This window comes from Nocardia ninae NBRC 108245 (assembly GCF_007990755.1).
Lineage (GTDB): Bacteria > Actinomycetota > Actinomycetes > Mycobacteriales > Mycobacteriaceae > Nocardia > Nocardia ninae.
Map to the genome: position 1 here is coordinate 1 of NZ_BJXA01000128.1, position 15,727 is coordinate 15,727.

A 15,727-nucleotide genomic window follows, 5' to 3' on the forward strand; every position below is an offset into this window, starting at 1 on the left:
CTGGCCACACCGAAGAACGTATAAGGGGTGGCTGGCTTTGTCCGTCACCTGTGACGGTGATTGTCCACGAACCGCGACGGCACCGTGAATCAGCGGAAACGTTGTTCACGAACGCCGACGGCACTGCCCGGTGGGGCTCCGGCGAACGCGCGCCCAGCGGCAATTGCGGATGTTCACCGGCGCAGGGATGTCCGGGGACCGGCGCTGCCGAGGAGATCACCTACCGGCACATCCTCGGCAGCTCGTATCCGAACTAGCACACCATGATCGTGCATCACCGCGTGCCATAAAAAGGTTCGTCGCCGCCCGCCCCGTGGATGGGTCGGTCCAACGCGCGATATGCGGCAAAAGCGGACGTTCGCAAGGTCGACTTGTGGCTTACGGGCAAGCGCGCCTCGAACGCTCGCACCGCTGTCTGGGAGTTGGATCCTGTTGTGACTGAGCATGCTTCATCGATAGATCGAACCGGGGGGCCGGTTCGCGCGGGCGGAGCAGCGCCTCGTTAGGGCAACCCAGCACAGCCGCCGGATCGGTGAAGGCGCACCCGTTCGAGGTAGCGATCAGCTACCGTTGCAGCTGTGGCCGAAGACACTGAAGGGCCTGCGTCGGCGAACTATCGAACGCCGCAACCGTTCGACCGAGAGCAGATGAACTCCGCCCGGGTTTATGACTACCTGTTGGGCGGAAAGGACAGTCAAGACATCGACCGAGACGTGGCCGGTCAAATGCTATCCAGCGCACCCGAAATCAAGACCGTGGCCTGGTTCTGCCGGAGTTTCGCGCTCAAAGCGGTCGAGATGGCCGCGGACGCCGGAGTCCGTCAGTTCCTCGATCTCGGCTCGGGTATCCCGAACTCGCCCAACGTGCACGAAGTGGCTCAGGAGATCGACCCGTCGGCGCGCGTGGTGTATGTCGATTACGACCCGGTCGTGCACGCCCATTGCGATGCGCTGCTGGCCAAGCCAGACGGCGTCACAGCACTGCTGGGCGACGTCCGTCGTCCCCACGACATCCTCGATCAGCTGAAGAACCACACGCTGATCGACTTCAACGAGCCGGTGGCTATCACGCTCATCGGTGTGCTGCATTACGTGATGGACTCCGAGGACCCGGCCGGGATCATTGCCGCCTTCCGTGATCAGTTGGCACCGGGCAGCTACCTGGCGATCACCCATGGCTCCCTTGACTCCGCCCAAGAGATACTCCAGGTGCTCGCAGGCAACAAAGGCACCTCAGCCCAAGTCGCCTTTCGATCCCCAGCACAGACCGAGGCAATATTGGCTGGCTTCGAGTTGCTCGAACCTGGTGTGGTGCCGGTACAACATTGGCTGCGCCCCGACTTGCCGGAGACACGAATGGTCATGGATGCTGCCATCTGCCGCAAACCCTGAGGCAACCGCCGTGAACAGAAGTAGTCCCGGACGCGCCACTTTGTGATCCCTCACCGCAGCTGGTCCGCTTCCAGGCTGGCCTGCCCGGGCTGCCCCAAAAGTGTCGCCCATCGATGATCTCTGCCGAACATGCGCACATCGGCATTCCGGTGCGTCGGACGTCTTGTCAGCCAACTGATCTGAACGTCTGACCCACGCGACCAGCGGCATTTGCGGATATCGCGGCGTCCGGTAGAACGTGCCTGGGGTTTAACGGGGAGAGCAGCTGGGTATAGGGGATACTTGCCCGGTGACTGAGGTAGATGAGTCGCGTCCGCAGCGGGCGGACACCGCGCAGCCGGGCCGTATCGGTAGTTTCCGGTTCTGGTTGGCCGATCAACGCTGGGAGTGGTCGGCCGAGGTAACCGCGTTGCACGGGTATCGCGTCGGCGAGGTAGTCCCGACGACGGAGTTGCTGCTCTCGCACAAGCATCCTGATGACCGGGCCGAGGTCGCCGACACCCTGGCCGCGGTGGTGCAGAGCGGGCAGCCTTTCAGTAGCCGTCACCGCATCATAGACACCGGTGGCCGGGTGCATCATGTGCTGGTCGTGGGAGACCAGTTGCGCGATAGCACGGGCGCGGTGGTGGGCACGACCGGCTACTACATCGATCTGACCAGCAGCCTCGATGAGACCCGCAAGAAGGCGATCGAGGAGGTGCTGTCGGAGCTGGTGGAATCTCGTGAGGCGATCGAGCGCGCCAAGGGCGCGTTGATGATGGTCTACGGAATCAATGCCGAGCAAGCCTTCGCCGTGCTGGCCTGGCGTTCCCAGGAGACCAACGTCAAACTGCGGGTGCTGGCCGAACGATTCGTCGCCGCACTACCGGCGCTCGGGGGCGCCGAGGTCGGCAGCCGCACCCGCGTGGACCACCTGCTGCTCACTGTCCACGAACAAGCTTGAGTCAGACGAGACGGGCCGCAATGTCCTCGACCCGCCCCGAACACCGAAGAGAGCCGCTTGCTTGACTCCCCTCGGCAAATATCGACTAGCCGGTCAAACCTGCCCTAAACCGCACCGGCGTAGTTGATGCCGGGGTCACGGTCGGCCCATCTCGACCTCTGCTCGTGATGTCGTTCGGTCGACCACGGCTCGACCCGGTCCGAAGCGGCCCCGTAAGCGGCAAGTAGTGCGCGTTCGATCAATGGTGTGGATTGGCAAGCGTAGGAATGAGCAGGCTATTCCAGCATTCGGCGGCAACGCGTCTCGGACGTCTACCTCTTCGAACGACGTGTGGTCTCGCCGCCCCGGCTACCGAGGGAGGACGCAGCTAGTTCTTGTTCCTGGCACGCGCGACGCAGTCCAAGATGTAGTGCGGCAGATTTTCCACTATCCGGTCGATGCTATCCGCCGAGGCCTCTGGCATCTGCTTTCTCATCTGTGACTCCACTGATTCCCTCAACGCCTTCAATTCCGCCTTGTTCAGGCTCTTTCTGGGCTTGTCTATTTCGGCGTCGACGATCTTGATAAGCGTTTCCAGTTCCCCGTCAGTCACCCTGTAGTCCCTATTGTTGTTGTCTTTGAGCTCTTGGTTGACGCACGTCTTCACCTCCTCCTTGTTCACTGGTGGCGGTGCCGCGTGTGCTGCGCCCAGGGCGGGGCCGGTGAGGGTAAGCGTGGCGATGGTCAGGATCCCGGCCAGCACGCGGTGATATTGCACAGTTCCTACCTTGCTGTCGATGGATTCGGGCTTGTTATCGTTGTCGGTGCCGAAAGCGCCGGTACCGCTGTCGCAACTGTGTCACCGAGGGCTGACGGAGACTGGCCGACACGCCAAGTCGCTGTGGCCGGGTGAAGCGCGGCAATCGGCAGAAGCGCGCGTTTACGAACGCGCGCTTCTCGGCATTACCGCGCGTCTCAGGAGGCAGTGAGGGCGCGCGGAGTCTGGTCCCGGCCGTCGTCATTCGCGAACATCTTCGAAGTGGTGTAGGTAACGACACACCAACAGGATTCGCGAACAACTGACGTCACAGTTCGCGGACGGAACCGGGGTGGCACCGCAAAGCGGTGCCACCCCTTCACTGTGTCTACTAGCGTATGGAACCGCGCACACCTCACGATCGCGCCAGAACACACCGCCCGCCGGGCCATCGCCCGTCTTCCGCCCGCGCCCTGGGTCTTTCTGCGGTCCGGGCTGAACGTGTGAGACCTGATAGCGCGGGTCACCGGCACCATCAAACGCGCACGTCAGCTTAATTTTTGACGACTAGATGGCAATCAGTCACCGATCACACAGTACTGTCGGCGCTATAACCAGCGGTGATGCGTTTAGTGAGCACACCGGTAACTCGTCGGGTACGGGCTGACCTCACCCACCGTCTCACCGTCGGCCGCCAACGCCACGCTAGTGGCACCTAGGTCTGGCTTGAATACTCGGGGAGGCGGAATTGCGAGGCGGAACAGAGAGGTGGGCATGCACGCGCAAGTGGAGACGGTCGTCGATCTGGATGCCATTGCCCATAACGTGCGCATCCTCCGTGACCACGCGGGCGACGCGGCCGTCATGGCGGTGGTCAAGGCGGACGGCTACAACCACGGCGCCGTCGAGGTCGGCAAGGCCGCGCTCGCCGCGGGTGCCGCCCAACTCGGGGTCACGACGATCGATGAGGCGTTGCTGCTGCGCCAGGGCGGGATCACCGCGCCGATCTTGAGTTGGCTCAACGATTCCAGTGCCGACTACGCCGCCGCGGTCACCGCCGACATCGAGATCGGCGTCTCCTCGCTGTCCCAGTTGCGCGCGGTGGAGGCGGCGGTCCGGCAGACGGGCCGCACCGCGACGGTCACCCTGAAGGTGGACACCGGCCTCAACCGCAACGGCCTGTCGACGGAGGAATACCCGAAGGCGCTGGCGGAGCTGCGGGCGTTGGTCGACGAGCACGCGGTGCGGTTCCGCGCGGTCTTTTCCCACCTGGCCCGCGGCGACGAGCCCGAGCACCCGACCAACAATCTGCAGCGCGACCGCTTTCTGGAGGCCATCGCCGCCGCGAAGGAACACGGCCTGGAACCGGAGCTGGTGCACCTGGCCAACTCGCCCGCCACGCTGACCCGGCCGGATCTCGCTTTCGACATGGTCCGTCCGGGCATCGCTGTCTACGGACTGTCCCCGGTGCCCGAGCTCGGTGACTTCGGGTTGCGGCCGGCGATGACCTTCCAAGCGCACGTCGTCCAGGTCAAACGTGTCGCGGCGGGCGAGGGTGTCTCCTACGGGCACACCTGGACCGCCCCGCGCGACACCACGGTCGCACTGATCCCCGCAGGCTACGCCGACGGCGTATTCCGGCCGCTGAGTGGACGATTCGAGGTGTGGCTCGGCGGTGCGCGGCACCCGAACGTCGGCCGGGTCTGTATGGACCAGTTCGTCGTCGACCTGGGCGACAACGCCGCGAACGTCCGCGAGGGTGACGCCGCCGTCCTGTTCGGCGGCGGCCAGGGCGAACCGCGCGCCGAGGACTGGGCGACCCGGCTCGACACGATCAACTACGAGGTGGTCTGCTCGCCGCGCGGCAGAGCCGTCCGCCGCTATGTAGGCGGTCACCGATGAAGCGCCGCCGCCGGATCACCGCGGTTCGCGGCGGCCTCGCCACCGCGGGTGTGGTCGGCGCGCTGGCCGGCGCGCACGCGTTGCGCCGGTTGGGCTCGCGGGTGCTCTGGCCCGCTCGCCGCGACGAATATCGCGACGAGAACTTCGATCTCATCGATGAGGACCGGTCCGGCGCGGTGCTCACCGAGGACGGTGTCCGCCTGGCCACTCGGGAATGCGGGCCCACCGACGCGCCGGTCACCGTGATCTTCGTGCACGGCTTCTGCAACACCATGGAGTCCTTCCACTTTCAGCGCCGCGACCTCGAAAAGCGGTGGGGCGCAAGCGCGCGGATCGTGCTGTTCGACCTGCGCGGGCACGGCCGCTCGGGCACGCCGAAGACCGACAGCTGCACCGTCGCCCAGCTCGGCCGCGATCTGGCCGCGGTGATCAGGGCGAGCGCGCCGACCGGTCGGGTGGTGCTGGTCGGTCATTCGCTGGGTGGCATGGCGGTGCTCGCCGCCGCCGCGCAGTTCCCGGAGTTGTTCGCGGAGCGGGTGATCGGGGTCGCGCTGTTCTGCACGGCAGCCGCCGAGGTCACCGAGACGGGCATCACGCAGTTGCTGAGCAATCCCGCGATCGACCGGGTGCGGATGGCCGTGCTCGCCGCACCGGCGCTGGCCCAGGCGGGACGTACCACGGCGCGCCACGTGATCTCGCCGATCCTGCACGTCAGCTCGTTCCACGGCCCGGTGAGTCCCACGCTGTCCAGGTTCACCACCATGATGATCGACCGGACGCCGGTCGAGACCGTCGTGAAATTCCTGAAAGCCATCGAGCTGCACGACGAATCGGCCGCGCTGCCCACCATCGCGCCGCTGCCGGTGCTGGTGCTCGGCGGCGTGCACGACCTGGTGATCCCGTTCCGCAACTCGCTGGCCCTGGCCCGCCAGCTGCCGAACCGTGAACTGATCCGCTTCGACGACGCCGCGCACATGCCGCACCTGCAGTTCCCGGATATCGTCAACGACGCGCTCGACCGATTGCTCGTGCGCGCGGGTGCGATCGAGTCGACGCAGGACAGCGTCTCGGAGGTGACAAGTGGCTGACCGGCAGCAGCGGATCCTGCCCACCGTCGCCGACACCGAGGCGCTCGGCCGCGAGCTCGCCGCCGGCCTCGGCGCGGGGGACCTGGTGGTGCTCGACGGCCCGCTCGGCGCGGGCAAGACCGCGCTCACCCGGGGCATCGCCGCGGGCCTCGGCGTGCAGGGCCGGGTCAGCTCGCCGACCTTCATCATCGCCCGCCAGCACCGTGCGGGCGAGCGCGACGGCGCGGTGCCGCTGGTGCATGTGGACGCCTATCGGCTCGGCGGCGACCTGGACGAGCTGGACGCCCTCGACCTCGACACCGATCTGCATCAAGCGGTGGTCGTGGTGGAGTGGGGTCGCGGGGTTGTGGAACACCTGACCGACCGGCACCTGCGGGTGCTGCTCTCGCGCGAACCGGATTCGGACGTGCGCACCGCCGAATGGGAATGGGTCGATTAACTACCAGGTAGCTCCGCACCGACGGCAGCTACCAACCGGTATCGTTGGGTCAATCATGCTGGTATTAAGTGTCGACACCGCGACACCCGCCGTGACAGCGGGATTGGTGGAACTGGAGCAGGCCGCACCGGGCGCCGCCGTCCCGGCGAAGGCGCGCACGCTCGCCTCCCGCATCCGCGTCGACCCCCGCGCGCATGCCGAGGTACTGACCCCGCAGATCCTCGAATGTCTCACCGAGGCAGACCGTTCCAGGGCCGACCTCGACGCGATCGTGGTCGGCATCGGCCCCGGCCCGTTCACCGGTCTGCGCGTCGGCATGGCGACGGCCGCGGCCTTCGGTGACGCGCTGGGACTTCCGGTGTACGGCGTGTGCAGCCTCGACGCGATCGCCGCCGACGCGGTGGCCGACCTCACGCCGGGCAGTGAACTGCTGGTGGTCACCGACGCGCGCCGCCGCGAGGTGTACTGGGCGCGTTACCGCGACGGTGTGCGCGTCGCGGGGCCGGACGTGGCCAAGCCGAGCGACGTGGATATGGCGCAGGCCACGGTGGTCGCCGGATCCGCCTCGCATGTCGACTTCTTCGACCTACCCGTGCTGCCGGTGGAGACACCCTCGCCCGCCGGGCTGGCGCAGGCCGGCGCGGCCGACGTGCTCACGCGCGCGGTGCCCGCCGCACTGGTTCCGCTGTACCTGCGCAGGCCCGATGCCGTCGAGAAGAGTTACCGCGCGCTCGACCGGACGGGAGCGTGACCCGGTGAGCATCCGAATCGAGCCGATGGTCGCCGCGGATATCGAGCGCTGCGTCGAACTCGAGCAGCTGCTGTTTCCCGAAGACGATCCCTGGCACGCGGTGGCGTTCCAGTCGGAGCTGGCCGCACCGCACAATCGCTACATCACCGCCCGCGACGGGGACGGGCGAATGGTCGGCTACGCCGGTGTCGCGCTGCTCGGTGATGACGAACACCCCGAGGCCGAGGTACACACCATCGGTGTCGACCCGACCTGTCTGCGCGCGGGCATCGGCACGTTGCTGCTGGAGGCGTTGCTCGCCGAGGCGGGCAAGCGCGGCGGGCCGGTGTTCCTCGAGGTCCGCACCGACAACACGCCCGCGATCGCGCTGTACGCCAAGCACGGCTTCCACATCATCGGCTTGCGCAAGAACTACTACCATCCCAGCGGCGCCGACGCCTACACCATGCGCAGGCCCGCGCTCAGCGCGCTGCCTCTCCCGGACGAGGTCCTCTCGTGATCATCATGGGCATCGAAAGTTCCTGCGACGAAACCGGAGTCGGCATCGTGCGCAGGCACGCCGACGGCTCCTGCGAGCTGCTCGCCGACGAGGTTGCCTCCAGCGTGGACCAGCACGCGCGCTTCGGCGGCGTGGTGCCCGAGATCGCGTCGCGCGCGCATCTGGAAGCGATCGTGCCCGCCATGCGCCGGGCGCTCGCCGTGGCGGGGATCGCCAAACCCGACGCGCTGTGCGTGACCATCGGCCCCGGCCTGGCCGGCGCGCTGCTGGTCGGTGTCGCGGCCGCGAAAGCCTATGCGGCGGCGTGGGATGTGCCGTTCTACGCGCTGAACCACCTCGGCGGGCATGTCGCGGTGGACACGCTGGAGCACGGTCCGATGCCGCCGTGCGTGGCGCTGCTCGTCTCCGGCGGGCACACCCACCTGCTGCACGTCACCGATCTGGCCGAGCCGATCGTCGAGCTCGGCAGCACCGTCGACGACGCGGCGGGCGAGGCGTTCGACAAAGTGGCCCGGCTGCTCGGACTCGGTTTCCCCGGCGGTCCCGCGTTGGATGCCGCTGCCGCCAAGGGGAATTCGCGGGCGATCGCATTCCCGCGCGGCATGACCGGTCCCCGGGACGCGCGCTACGACTTCTCGTTCTCCGGCTTGAAGACCGCCGTCGCCCGGTATGTCGAGTCCGCGCAGCGGAGCGGGCTGACCGCCGAGGATCTGCCGATCCCGGATATCGCGGCGTCGTTCCAGGAGGCGGTCGCCGACGTGCTCACCATGAAGGCGGTGCGCGCGGCGCAAGACGTCGGCGTGGACACGCTGGTGCTCGGCGGCGGCGCCACCGCCAACTCCCGTATCCGGTCGATGGCCGAGGAGCGTTGCGCGGCGGCCGGTTTGACGCTGCGCGTGCCCAAGCCGCGCTTGTGCACGGACAACGGGGTAATGATTGCCGCACTGGGCGCCCACGTAATCGCCGGCGGCGCAAAACCATCCGCGCTGACGGTCGCCACCGACCCCGGCCTGCCCGTCTCCATCAGCCGCGTCAGCTGAACCGCCTTCTGGGTAAACCGCACACCCTTTTCCAAAGCCGCACACCGCCTGTACTGGGTCAGTCGGTCTCGCTGGGCGGTCCCGGATTCGTCCCACCGGGACGCACTGAACCCGAATTCTGTCGCGGCAGCACCGGCAGGTGAGACTGCGCCGGGGCCTGCGTCGGCGCGGACTTCGGTGCGCTGGGTGTCTGGGTGCCGGGCTTGTTCTTGTCCTGGTCGGACGAGCCCGCCTGGGGGCCGGGGGGATTGCCGAACAGCGGGCCGAGCAGCTCGGGGAACGGGATGACCGGGAGGTTGGGGTCCGGGCGCAGCGTGGGCTGGGTCGGCGGGGTGACGGGGACCGGCGTCGGGGTGTTCGACGGCTGACCGCGATCCTGGGTGATCGACGGAAGGTTGCCGCCGGGCGGACGATTGGTGCTCTCCTGATTGCGCCCGCTGGTCGAGGTGCCCGCCCCGGTGGGCGGCACGCCGTTGCCCGGTGCCGGCGGTAGCTGCGACACGCTGCTCGTGGTGCCCGCGGGGGAGACCTCGTCGTCCGAGGTGGGTGCGAAGGTTTTCACGCCGTAGCCGATGATCAGCCCGACCACCACGATCGCGCCCGCCAGGGTGCCGACCACCTTGGTGAAGGTGCCGACCGGCGCGTCGGCGCCGAGTGCGGCCACCGGGAACACCGACGGTTGCACCGAATCGGCAACCAGCGCGGCGCCTTTCGCGATCACAGCGTCCGGGTCTTCGACGGTGAACACCGGCACGTCGAGTTGGTCGTTGAGCGTGTCGACGACGGCGGGAATGTTGGCTCCGCCGCCGATCACCGTGACCGCCTGCGGGAACTTGGGCGCCCGGGCGAACACCGCCGCGGCGAAGACGGCGGTCTCGCGCAGCAGGTCGGAGATCAGCTCCTCGAAGTCGGCCCTGGTCAGCTTGAGCGGCCGGCCTGCGACGTGGTCGATGGTGACGGCGGGCGCGATGGACAGGTGTTCCTTGGCCGCGCGGCCGCGATTGGTCAGCATGCCGCGATTGGGGCGGGTGCCGCGCCGGGCGTAGTGCAGGTCCACCAAGTGGTGGTAGATGAGGTCGTCGATGGCGTTGCCGCTGATCGCGATGGTGCGTTCGGACCGGAGCACAGTGCCGTCGGCCTGGTCGGCGACGGTCACGGTGAGGCCGGTCGCGCCGAGATCGACGATGGCGACGGTGTCGTAGCGGTCGAGCAGGCCGGTGTGGCGCAGGTAGGTCAGCGCGGCGGTGCCCTCCGGGACCAGCCGCAACTCTCGCTGCTTGCCGGTGGCCGAGCGGATCGCCTGCGCCTGCTCCTTGCTGCGGTACGCGACGGCCACGCTGGTGGGCGGGCGACTGGTCGGCGGCTCCGGGGTGCGCGGGTGCGCGCCCGCGAAGCGCGCGCCGACGGGGTAGCCGACGTCGTGCAGCTGCGTGGTCGGCAGCTGGGTGGTCATCAGCTCGATCGAGGACGCGACGAGGTCACCGAGGTCGGAGTGGGCCGCGTCGGCGGAGACGACGCGGTAGTCGAAGCTCTGCGCGCCGTTCGACGCGGTGGCGACCAGCGCCGAGCACACGACCTCGGACCCGGCCGAGATGCCGAGGGATGTTCGCATGTTCATTCACCTCCCTTCGAGCGGATGGTCCTGTGCGGCACGAGCACTCGCCCCTTGCGAGCGCGCTGTGTCGCCGACCATCTCGAATGGACTGCCCGGTCGCCGGGTACTCGACGAACGATTCGGATTGCGGAACCGGTGCGGTCCCGTAGTCCGGATAGGTCGCGGGGACCGGCGATGGATCACGTGTGGCTAGCTCTCTGATGCAGCTCTGGTGGCGCTGGGTCTTCTGTGGCGCTGGTGTTCTGTGGCGCGGGTACTTCGGGTGACGCTGGTTCTTCTGTGACGCAGGGTGTTCGATGACGCCGGAACTTCGGATCACGCTGAGGTATTCGGTGACGCCGAGCGCTGTAGCGACGTACGTTCTGTGACAACCCCTGGTCTCCGACGGCACTGGTTCGTGACGAACACAGCGGTCGGACAGCGACCGTCGTCAATACTGTCACAATCCGTTATCCGAACGTTACAGTTTTCCGGATCTGTTGAAAACCCCTCCGGGCGTGCGTTGGGCGTGTCGGCGACCACGCGTGTCTGTCGGAGTGCTCGCGCGAGCGATCGCGCGGAGCCGCGCGATCTGAAATTGGCACATCCCGGCCTTGAGCGCTGGCACTCTCATGTATAGAGTGCTAGTCGGCACTGCTGAACGCGTACGGCCGGTTCTTCCGTCCGGCGCACTGTGCTTGTGCCAAGCAGTTTTGACTTCTGAGCAGGGGTCCCGGCACCCGCGACGACGGGGCTATGCGACAGGGTCAGCACCAAAACCTGATACCGATGGTCCGGAACAACAGTTGCGGACGACATCCCCTGAAAGTGGAGGGCTCAACGTGGCGAGCGTGAACATCAAGCCGCTCGAGGACAAGATCCTCGTCCAGGCCAACGAGGCCGAGACGACGACCGCCTCCGGCCTGGTCATCCCCGACACGGCGAAGGAAAAGCCGCAGGAGGGCACCGTCATCGCCGTCGGCGAAGGACGCGTCACCGACAAGGGTGACCGCATCCCGGTCGACGTCAAGGAAGGTGACACCGTCATCTACAGCAAGTACGGCGGCACCGAGATCAAGTACCAGGGCGAGGAATACCTCATCCTGTCGGCGCGCGACGTGCTGGCCGTCGTCACCAAGTGACCCGCGCTCCGCGCGGTCGTTCCGGCGTGAGCCGGGATCGAGTGGTGACGTTCCATGCTCACCCGACCGCCGGGATCGAGTCGTCATGACACTGCCCCGGTTCCCCTGAGCGGGGACCGGGGCAGAGTCGTCTCAGCTCTTAAATCCAAGGAATAGGACTTATGGCAAAGCAGATCGAGTTCGACGAGAAGGCTCGCCGGGCTCTGGAACGCGGTGTCGACAAGCTCGCCGACGCCGTCAAGGTCACCCTCGGCCCGCGCGGCCGCCACGTGGTGCTCGCGAAGGCCTTCGGCGGCCCGACCGTGACCAACGACGGCGTCACCATCGCGCGCGAGATCGACCTGGAAGATCCGTTCGAGAACCTCGGCGCGCAGCTGGTGAAGAGCGTCGCCACCAAGACCAACGACGTCGCGGGCGACGGCACCACCACCGCGACCGTGCTGGCCCAGGCGATGGTCCGGGCCGGCCTGAAGAACGTTGCCGCGGGCGCGAATCCGATTTCGCTCGGCTCCGGCATCGCCAAGGCGGCCGACGCGGTCTCCGAGTCGCTGCTCGCCGCGGCCACCCCGGTGTCCGGCGAGACGGCGATCGCCCAGGTCGCCACCGTTTCCTCGCGGGACGAGGAGATCGGTGAGATGGTCGGCAAGGCGCTGACCGTCGTCGGCAAGGACGGCGTCGTCACCGTCGAGGAGTCCTCGACGACGCAGACCGAGCTCGTGGTCACCGAGGGCGTGCAGTTCGACAAGGGCTACCTCTCGCCCTACTTCGTCACCGACACCGACAGCCAGCAGGCCGTGCTGGAGGATGCGCTCATCCTGCTGCACCGCGAGAAGATCAGCTCGCTGCCGGACTTCCTGCCGCTGCTGGAGAAGATCGCCGAATCCGGCAAGCCGGTGCTGATCATCGCCGAGGACGTCGAGGGCGAGGCCCTGTCCACGCTGGTGGTCAACTCCATCCGCAAGACGATCAAGGCCGTCGCCGTGAAGGCGCCGTTCTTCGGTGACCGCCGCAAGGCGTTCCTCGACGACCTGGCCGTGGTCACCGCGGGCACCGTGATCAACCCGGACCTGGGCATCACCCTCCGCGAGGCCGGCCTGGACGTGCTGGGCCAGGCGCGGCGCATCGTCGTCACCAAGGACGACACCACCATCGTCGACGGTGTCGGCACCAAAGAGGACATCGCGGCCCGCAGCGCACAGCTGCGCCGGGAAATCGAGGCCACCGACTCCGACTGGGATCGCGAGAAGCTCGAGGAGCGCCTGGCGAAGCTGTCCGGTGGCGTCGCGGTGATCAAGGTCGGCGCGGCCACCGAGACCGCGCTCAAGGAGCGCAAGTACCGGGTCGAGGACGCGGTGAGCGCGGCCAAGGCCGCCGTCGAGGAGGGCATCGTGCCCGGTGGCGGCTCCGCGCTGGTGCAGGCGGCCGCCAAGCTGGTCGAGCTGCGCGACTCGCTCTCCGGCGACGAGGCCGTCGGCGTCGAGGTGGTGCGGACCGCACTGTCGGCGCCGCTGTTCTGGATCGCCACCAACGCGGGCGTGGACGGCTCTGTGGTAGTCAGCAAGGTCGCCGAGGGCAAGGAAGGCTTCAACGCCGCCACCCTCAGCTACGGCGACCTGCTGACCGACGGTGTTGTCGACCCGGTGAAGGTGACCCGCTCGGCCGTCGTGAACGCGGCGTCGGTGGCGCGGATGATCCTCACCACCGAGAGTGCGATTGTGGAGAAGCCCGCCGACGAGGCGCCCGACCACAGCCACCACGGCCACAGCCACTGAGCTAGGACCGAAACCAGAGAAGGCCCTCGGACGTCTAGTCCGGGGGCCTTCGTTTTTCCTAGATCAAGAGGCGACGGGCGGTTGTTCGGCGGCTATGGCGGCGAGCAACCGGGTGCGCAGCGTGGCAGGCGGTGGGGTCGCCGTCGCGGTGGCGAGCACGGCGAGCGCTTCTCTCGTCTGCCCGATCTCCCTGAGGAACTCCGCGCGTAGGGCGGGGTCCTCGGTGTCGAGCAGTTCTTGCACCTCATGGTGGTCTACGTCGTCGATCGATCCGAGCGCGACGGTGTGCGCGAGATCGACCTGGCGTTCGTTCATCTCACGTCACCCCCAAACTTCTTTTGAGTCGTGTCAATCCGTCCCGAATTCGGGACTTAACGGTCGGTAACCCTACTCCGAGGTAATGCGCTACCTCCGCGTAGGTCCGCCCGCCGTAGTAGGCGAGCGAGATGGCCTCCCGCTGGGTCTCGGTCAGTGTCGCGAGTCCCTCGAGGACGGCCTGTTGTTCGAGCCTTCGCTCTACCTCTTCGGTTACTTCATCGAATTCGTTACCGAGCACCCGTATTCCGTAGGCGACCTCGCGCTGGGTGTGCGCCTGCTCGGCGCGTACCCGGTCCACCGCGCGCCGATGGGCGAGCGTCATCAACCACGTCACGGCCGACCCCTTGTCAGCGTCGAAACTGGCTGCGGTGCGCCAGATCTGCAGGTAGACCTCCTGCGTCGTCTCCTCGGCATAGCCGGGGTCGTGCAGCACGCGCAGCACCAGACCGAAGACGCGCGCGGACGTCCGGTCATATAGCTCGGCAAAGGCATCCTGGTCGGACTCGCCGCAACGATGTAGCAGGAGGGCGAGTTCGATGCTCTCGGCGGCGCGGGCCGTAACCGCAGAATCCACACCGGGTGGGAAGGCATCTCTTCGGAACGAGTCGCCCTCTGCGGCCGGCTGCCGCGTTGTCACAACGCTCCATTCTGTGTCATCGGTCACCACCGTAGCGTGCCGCTATAACCTCCTTTCGGCTGGGGTGTCGGCAAACCACCTGTGGCCCAGCGACTTTGCGGAAAACTTCGACACGCCGGGTGGCTCTCGCAAGAGACACGCCGTGACACGCCGATAGCTAACCGCGAAACGCAGGGCTCGACAGGGTGTGCGGCTTCGGGTGGTCGCCGCCGCAGGCGTGGCGGTGGTGACCGCGTATCGCCTGCCGGTTGTTTGCTAGGGATTCGGCGCACCGCGCCGTATGGATGGGAAGAATTTCAACTAAACCGCCATCCGGCGCCGATTGCGCCGGGCATGCATCTCGCGTTCGGTCTCGGACATGCCGCCCCAGATGCCGTAGGGCTCGCTGACCTTCAGTGCGTGACTGCGGCACTGCATCAGCACCGGGCAGGCCCGGCAGATCTCTTTGGCGCGCATCTCACGCGCGGTACGGGCTCGGCCACGTTCGCCGTCGGGATGGAAGAACACGGCCGAGTCCTGCCCGCGGCAGGACCCTCGCATCTGCCAATCCCAGACATCGGCGTTCGGCCCGGGGAGGTGGGTCGGCATGGGCATTGTGTGAACTCCTCGTGGTGCGAGCTCGTCAGCGTTGTCGAGCAGTTGTTCTGCAAAGTGTGGTAGGCCACGGCGCTGTGTCGGCGGGTGCCCCTGTGCTCGCCCGTTGCGGTCGCTGCAATTTCGCGCGGCGCCGACCGTGGCGATGAGCTACGTTAGGTCCAGCCGCGAAATTCCGTCAATAGTTCGGCGCAGTAGTTTCCCAAATCTTAGGCTGCGAAATTTAACCTCCGAGCTGTTTACTTTTCGCATTGGTTCCGGCGATACTGATCGGTTGACCAGTGGCCGATGGCTCGGCGCTGCTCCGAAGCAGGACTCATTTCCGCTGGTAGACCCCATTTTTAGGGGCAATGGCCCGGTCAGAGTCCATCGGCCGCCGGGTGGGGGTGGTCACAGCGGCACACGACGGCATGTGGTGAGAGCAGATCCGAGATGGCGGAAACGGGGCGCAGAGGTTAATTGCGCGAAACGCGTGTGAATTCCGATCGTGAGCGCTCGGGGATTGCCGGGACGAGATTTACCTGATGGAAACATCGCAAAGTGCTGGAAATGCTGAATGGTTGCCGGTTGGTGGGCTCAGGTCTTTCTCCCGGCCATCTCCAGCGCACCCCGGCTAGAGTTTCGGCCGTGTTCGTACCTGCTCCGCTCGGAGATACCCGATTCGAGATCCTCGCTGAGAGTGCCTTCGGGTCCTGCCCCGGCCGCGCCGCTGCCGAGTTGCCGACGGCGCCCGACGCGCTCGGATCCTGGTATCGCGCGGTGATTCTCGGCGGCCAGGGTCGTTATGCCGCGGCCCGTGCCGAATTACGCATCGTCCGCGTCCGCAGCACCGACCCGGTGCTGCTTTCGCTGGCCGCGAGCACCGAGGGTTCGCTGCTGCG

The 15,727-nt window shown here is 66.9% G+C and carries 15 protein-coding genes and 1 pseudogene; 11 read left to right on the plus strand and 5 right to left on the minus strand.

Translation table 11 applies throughout. The features are described 5' to 3' along the window. The first annotated feature begins 578 nt into the window (after positions 1–578). Complete coding sequence (locus NN4_RS42470; RefSeq protein WP_147143546.1) at positions 579–1,391, plus strand: SAM-dependent methyltransferase; 813 nt, start codon at positions 579–581, stop codon at positions 1,389–1,391. Positions 1,392–1,680: 289 nt separating this feature from the next. Beyond that, positions 1,681–2,334, plus strand: coding sequence for a PAS and ANTAR domain-containing protein (locus NN4_RS42475; protein ID WP_147143548.1), 654 nt, complete (start codon positions 1,681–1,683; stop codon positions 2,332–2,334). A gap of 367 nt (positions 2,335–2,701) precedes the next feature. On the opposite strand, the gene NN4_RS42480 is transcribed toward NN4_RS42475, so the two are convergent. Continuing rightward, positions 2,702–3,076, minus strand: a complete 375-nt coding sequence (locus NN4_RS42480; protein ID WP_147143550.1) for a hypothetical protein — start codon at positions 3,074–3,076, stop codon at positions 2,702–2,704. 768 nt (positions 3,077–3,844) lie between these two features. Here NN4_RS42480 and alr point away from each other — a divergent pair. From alr to tsaD, 6 genes are read left to right on the plus strand one after another with little or no spacing between them, the layout of a single operon-like run. Then, on the plus strand, positions 3,845–4,972 hold the full coding sequence (gene alr / locus NN4_RS42485) for an alanine racemase (protein ID WP_147143552.1): 1,128 nt from the start codon (positions 3,845–3,847) through the stop codon (positions 4,970–4,972). After that, a complete protein-coding gene (locus tag NN4_RS42490; protein WP_147143554.1) occupies positions 4,969–6,060 on the plus strand; it encodes an alpha/beta fold hydrolase in 1,092 nt (363 codons plus the stop codon). The genes alr and NN4_RS42490 overlap by 4 nt, the downstream gene beginning before the upstream one ends. Beyond that, positions 6,053–6,499, plus strand: coding sequence for a tRNA (adenosine(37)-N6)-threonylcarbamoyltransferase complex ATPase subunit type 1 TsaE (gene tsaE / locus NN4_RS42495; RefSeq protein WP_107654250.1), 447 nt, complete (start codon positions 6,053–6,055; stop codon positions 6,497–6,499). Before NN4_RS42490 ends, tsaE begins: the two co-directional genes overlap by 8 nt. Positions 6,500–6,554: 55 nt before the next feature. After that, complete coding sequence (gene tsaB / locus NN4_RS42500) at positions 6,555–7,250, plus strand: tRNA (adenosine(37)-N6)-threonylcarbamoyltransferase complex dimerization subunit type 1 TsaB (protein WP_147143556.1); 696 nt, start codon at positions 6,555–6,557, stop codon at positions 7,248–7,250. 4 nt (positions 7,251–7,254) lie between these two features. After that, complete coding sequence (gene rimI / locus NN4_RS42505) at positions 7,255–7,749, plus strand: ribosomal protein S18-alanine N-acetyltransferase (RefSeq protein WP_107654252.1); 495 nt, start codon at positions 7,255–7,257, stop codon at positions 7,747–7,749. Further along, positions 7,746–8,789: a tRNA (adenosine(37)-N6)-threonylcarbamoyltransferase complex transferase subunit TsaD gene (gene tsaD / locus NN4_RS42510; RefSeq protein WP_147143558.1), complete on the plus strand. Its 1,044-nt coding sequence runs from the start codon at positions 7,746–7,748 to the stop codon at positions 8,787–8,789. The genes rimI and tsaD overlap by 4 nt, the downstream gene beginning before the upstream one ends. Before the next feature lie 58 nt (positions 8,790–8,847). On the opposite strand, the gene NN4_RS42515 is transcribed toward tsaD, so the two are convergent. Then, a complete protein-coding gene (locus NN4_RS42515) occupies positions 8,848–10,401 on the minus strand; it encodes a DUF7159 family protein (RefSeq protein ID WP_186818897.1) in 1,554 nt (517 codons plus the stop codon). Between the two features lie 824 nt (positions 10,402–11,225). On the opposite strand from NN4_RS42515, the gene groES reads away from it, so the two are divergent. Together groES and groL are read left to right on the plus strand one after the other, a co-directional pair. Beyond that, a complete protein-coding gene (gene groES / locus NN4_RS42520; protein ID WP_014981824.1) occupies positions 11,226–11,525 on the plus strand; it encodes a co-chaperone GroES in 300 nt (99 codons plus the stop codon). Positions 11,526–11,686: 161 nt separating this feature from the next. Next, positions 11,687–13,297, plus strand: coding sequence for a chaperonin GroEL (gene groL / locus NN4_RS42525; RefSeq protein WP_147143562.1), 1,611 nt, complete (start codon positions 11,687–11,689; stop codon positions 13,295–13,297). Positions 13,298–13,360: 63 nt separating this feature from the next. Here groL and NN4_RS42530 read toward each other — a convergent pair whose 3' ends face one another. The 3 genes from NN4_RS42530 to NN4_RS42540 all read right to left on the minus strand — a co-directional run bounded on the left by NN4_RS42530 (position 13,361) and on the right by NN4_RS42540 (position 14,846). Next, positions 13,361–13,612: an RskA family anti-sigma factor gene (locus NN4_RS42530; RefSeq protein WP_107654255.1), complete on the minus strand. Its 252-nt coding sequence runs from the start codon at positions 13,610–13,612 to the stop codon at positions 13,361–13,363. A gap of 1 nt (position 13,613) precedes the next feature. Continuing rightward, positions 13,614–14,189: a sigma-70 family RNA polymerase sigma factor gene (locus tag NN4_RS42535; RefSeq protein WP_147143566.1), complete on the minus strand. Its 576-nt coding sequence runs from the start codon at positions 14,187–14,189 to the stop codon at positions 13,614–13,616. Between the two features lie 363 nt (positions 14,190–14,552). Continuing rightward, positions 14,553–14,846, minus strand: coding sequence for a WhiB family transcriptional regulator (locus tag NN4_RS42540; protein ID WP_014981828.1), 294 nt, complete (start codon positions 14,844–14,846; stop codon positions 14,553–14,555). Between the two features lie 627 nt (positions 14,847–15,473). Here NN4_RS42540 and NN4_RS42545 point away from each other — a divergent pair. Next, positions 15,474–15,727, plus strand: a pseudogene (locus NN4_RS42545) (hypothetical protein); the annotation flags it as partial.

What these genes read in the sequence shown, in the direction of transcription:
- NN4_RS42515 (WP_186818897.1), bottom strand. Translation starts at nt 10,401, where the DNA reads ATGCGAACATCCCTCGGCATCTCGGCCGGGTCCGAGGTCGTGTGCTCG.
- groL (WP_147143562.1), top strand. Translation starts at nt 11,687, where the DNA reads ATGGCAAAGCAGATCGAGTTCGACGAGAAGGCTCGCCGGGCTCTGGAA.
- alr (WP_147143552.1), top strand. Translation starts at nt 3,845, where the DNA reads ATGCACGCGCAAGTGGAGACGGTCGTCGATCTGGATGCCATTGCCCAT.
- NN4_RS42490 (WP_147143554.1), top strand. Translation starts at nt 4,969, where the DNA reads ATGAAGCGCCGCCGCCGGATCACCGCGGTTCGCGGCGGCCTCGCCACC.
- NN4_RS42540 (WP_014981828.1), bottom strand. Translation starts at nt 14,846, where the DNA reads ATGCCCATGCCGACCCACCTCCCCGGGCCGAACGCCGATGTCTGGGAT.
- NN4_RS42530 (WP_107654255.1), bottom strand. Translation starts at nt 13,612, where the DNA reads ATGAACGAACGCCAGGTCGATCTCGCGCACACCGTCGCGCTCGGATCG.
- tsaB (WP_147143556.1), top strand. Translation starts at nt 6,555, where the DNA reads ATGCTGGTATTAAGTGTCGACACCGCGACACCCGCCGTGACAGCGGGA.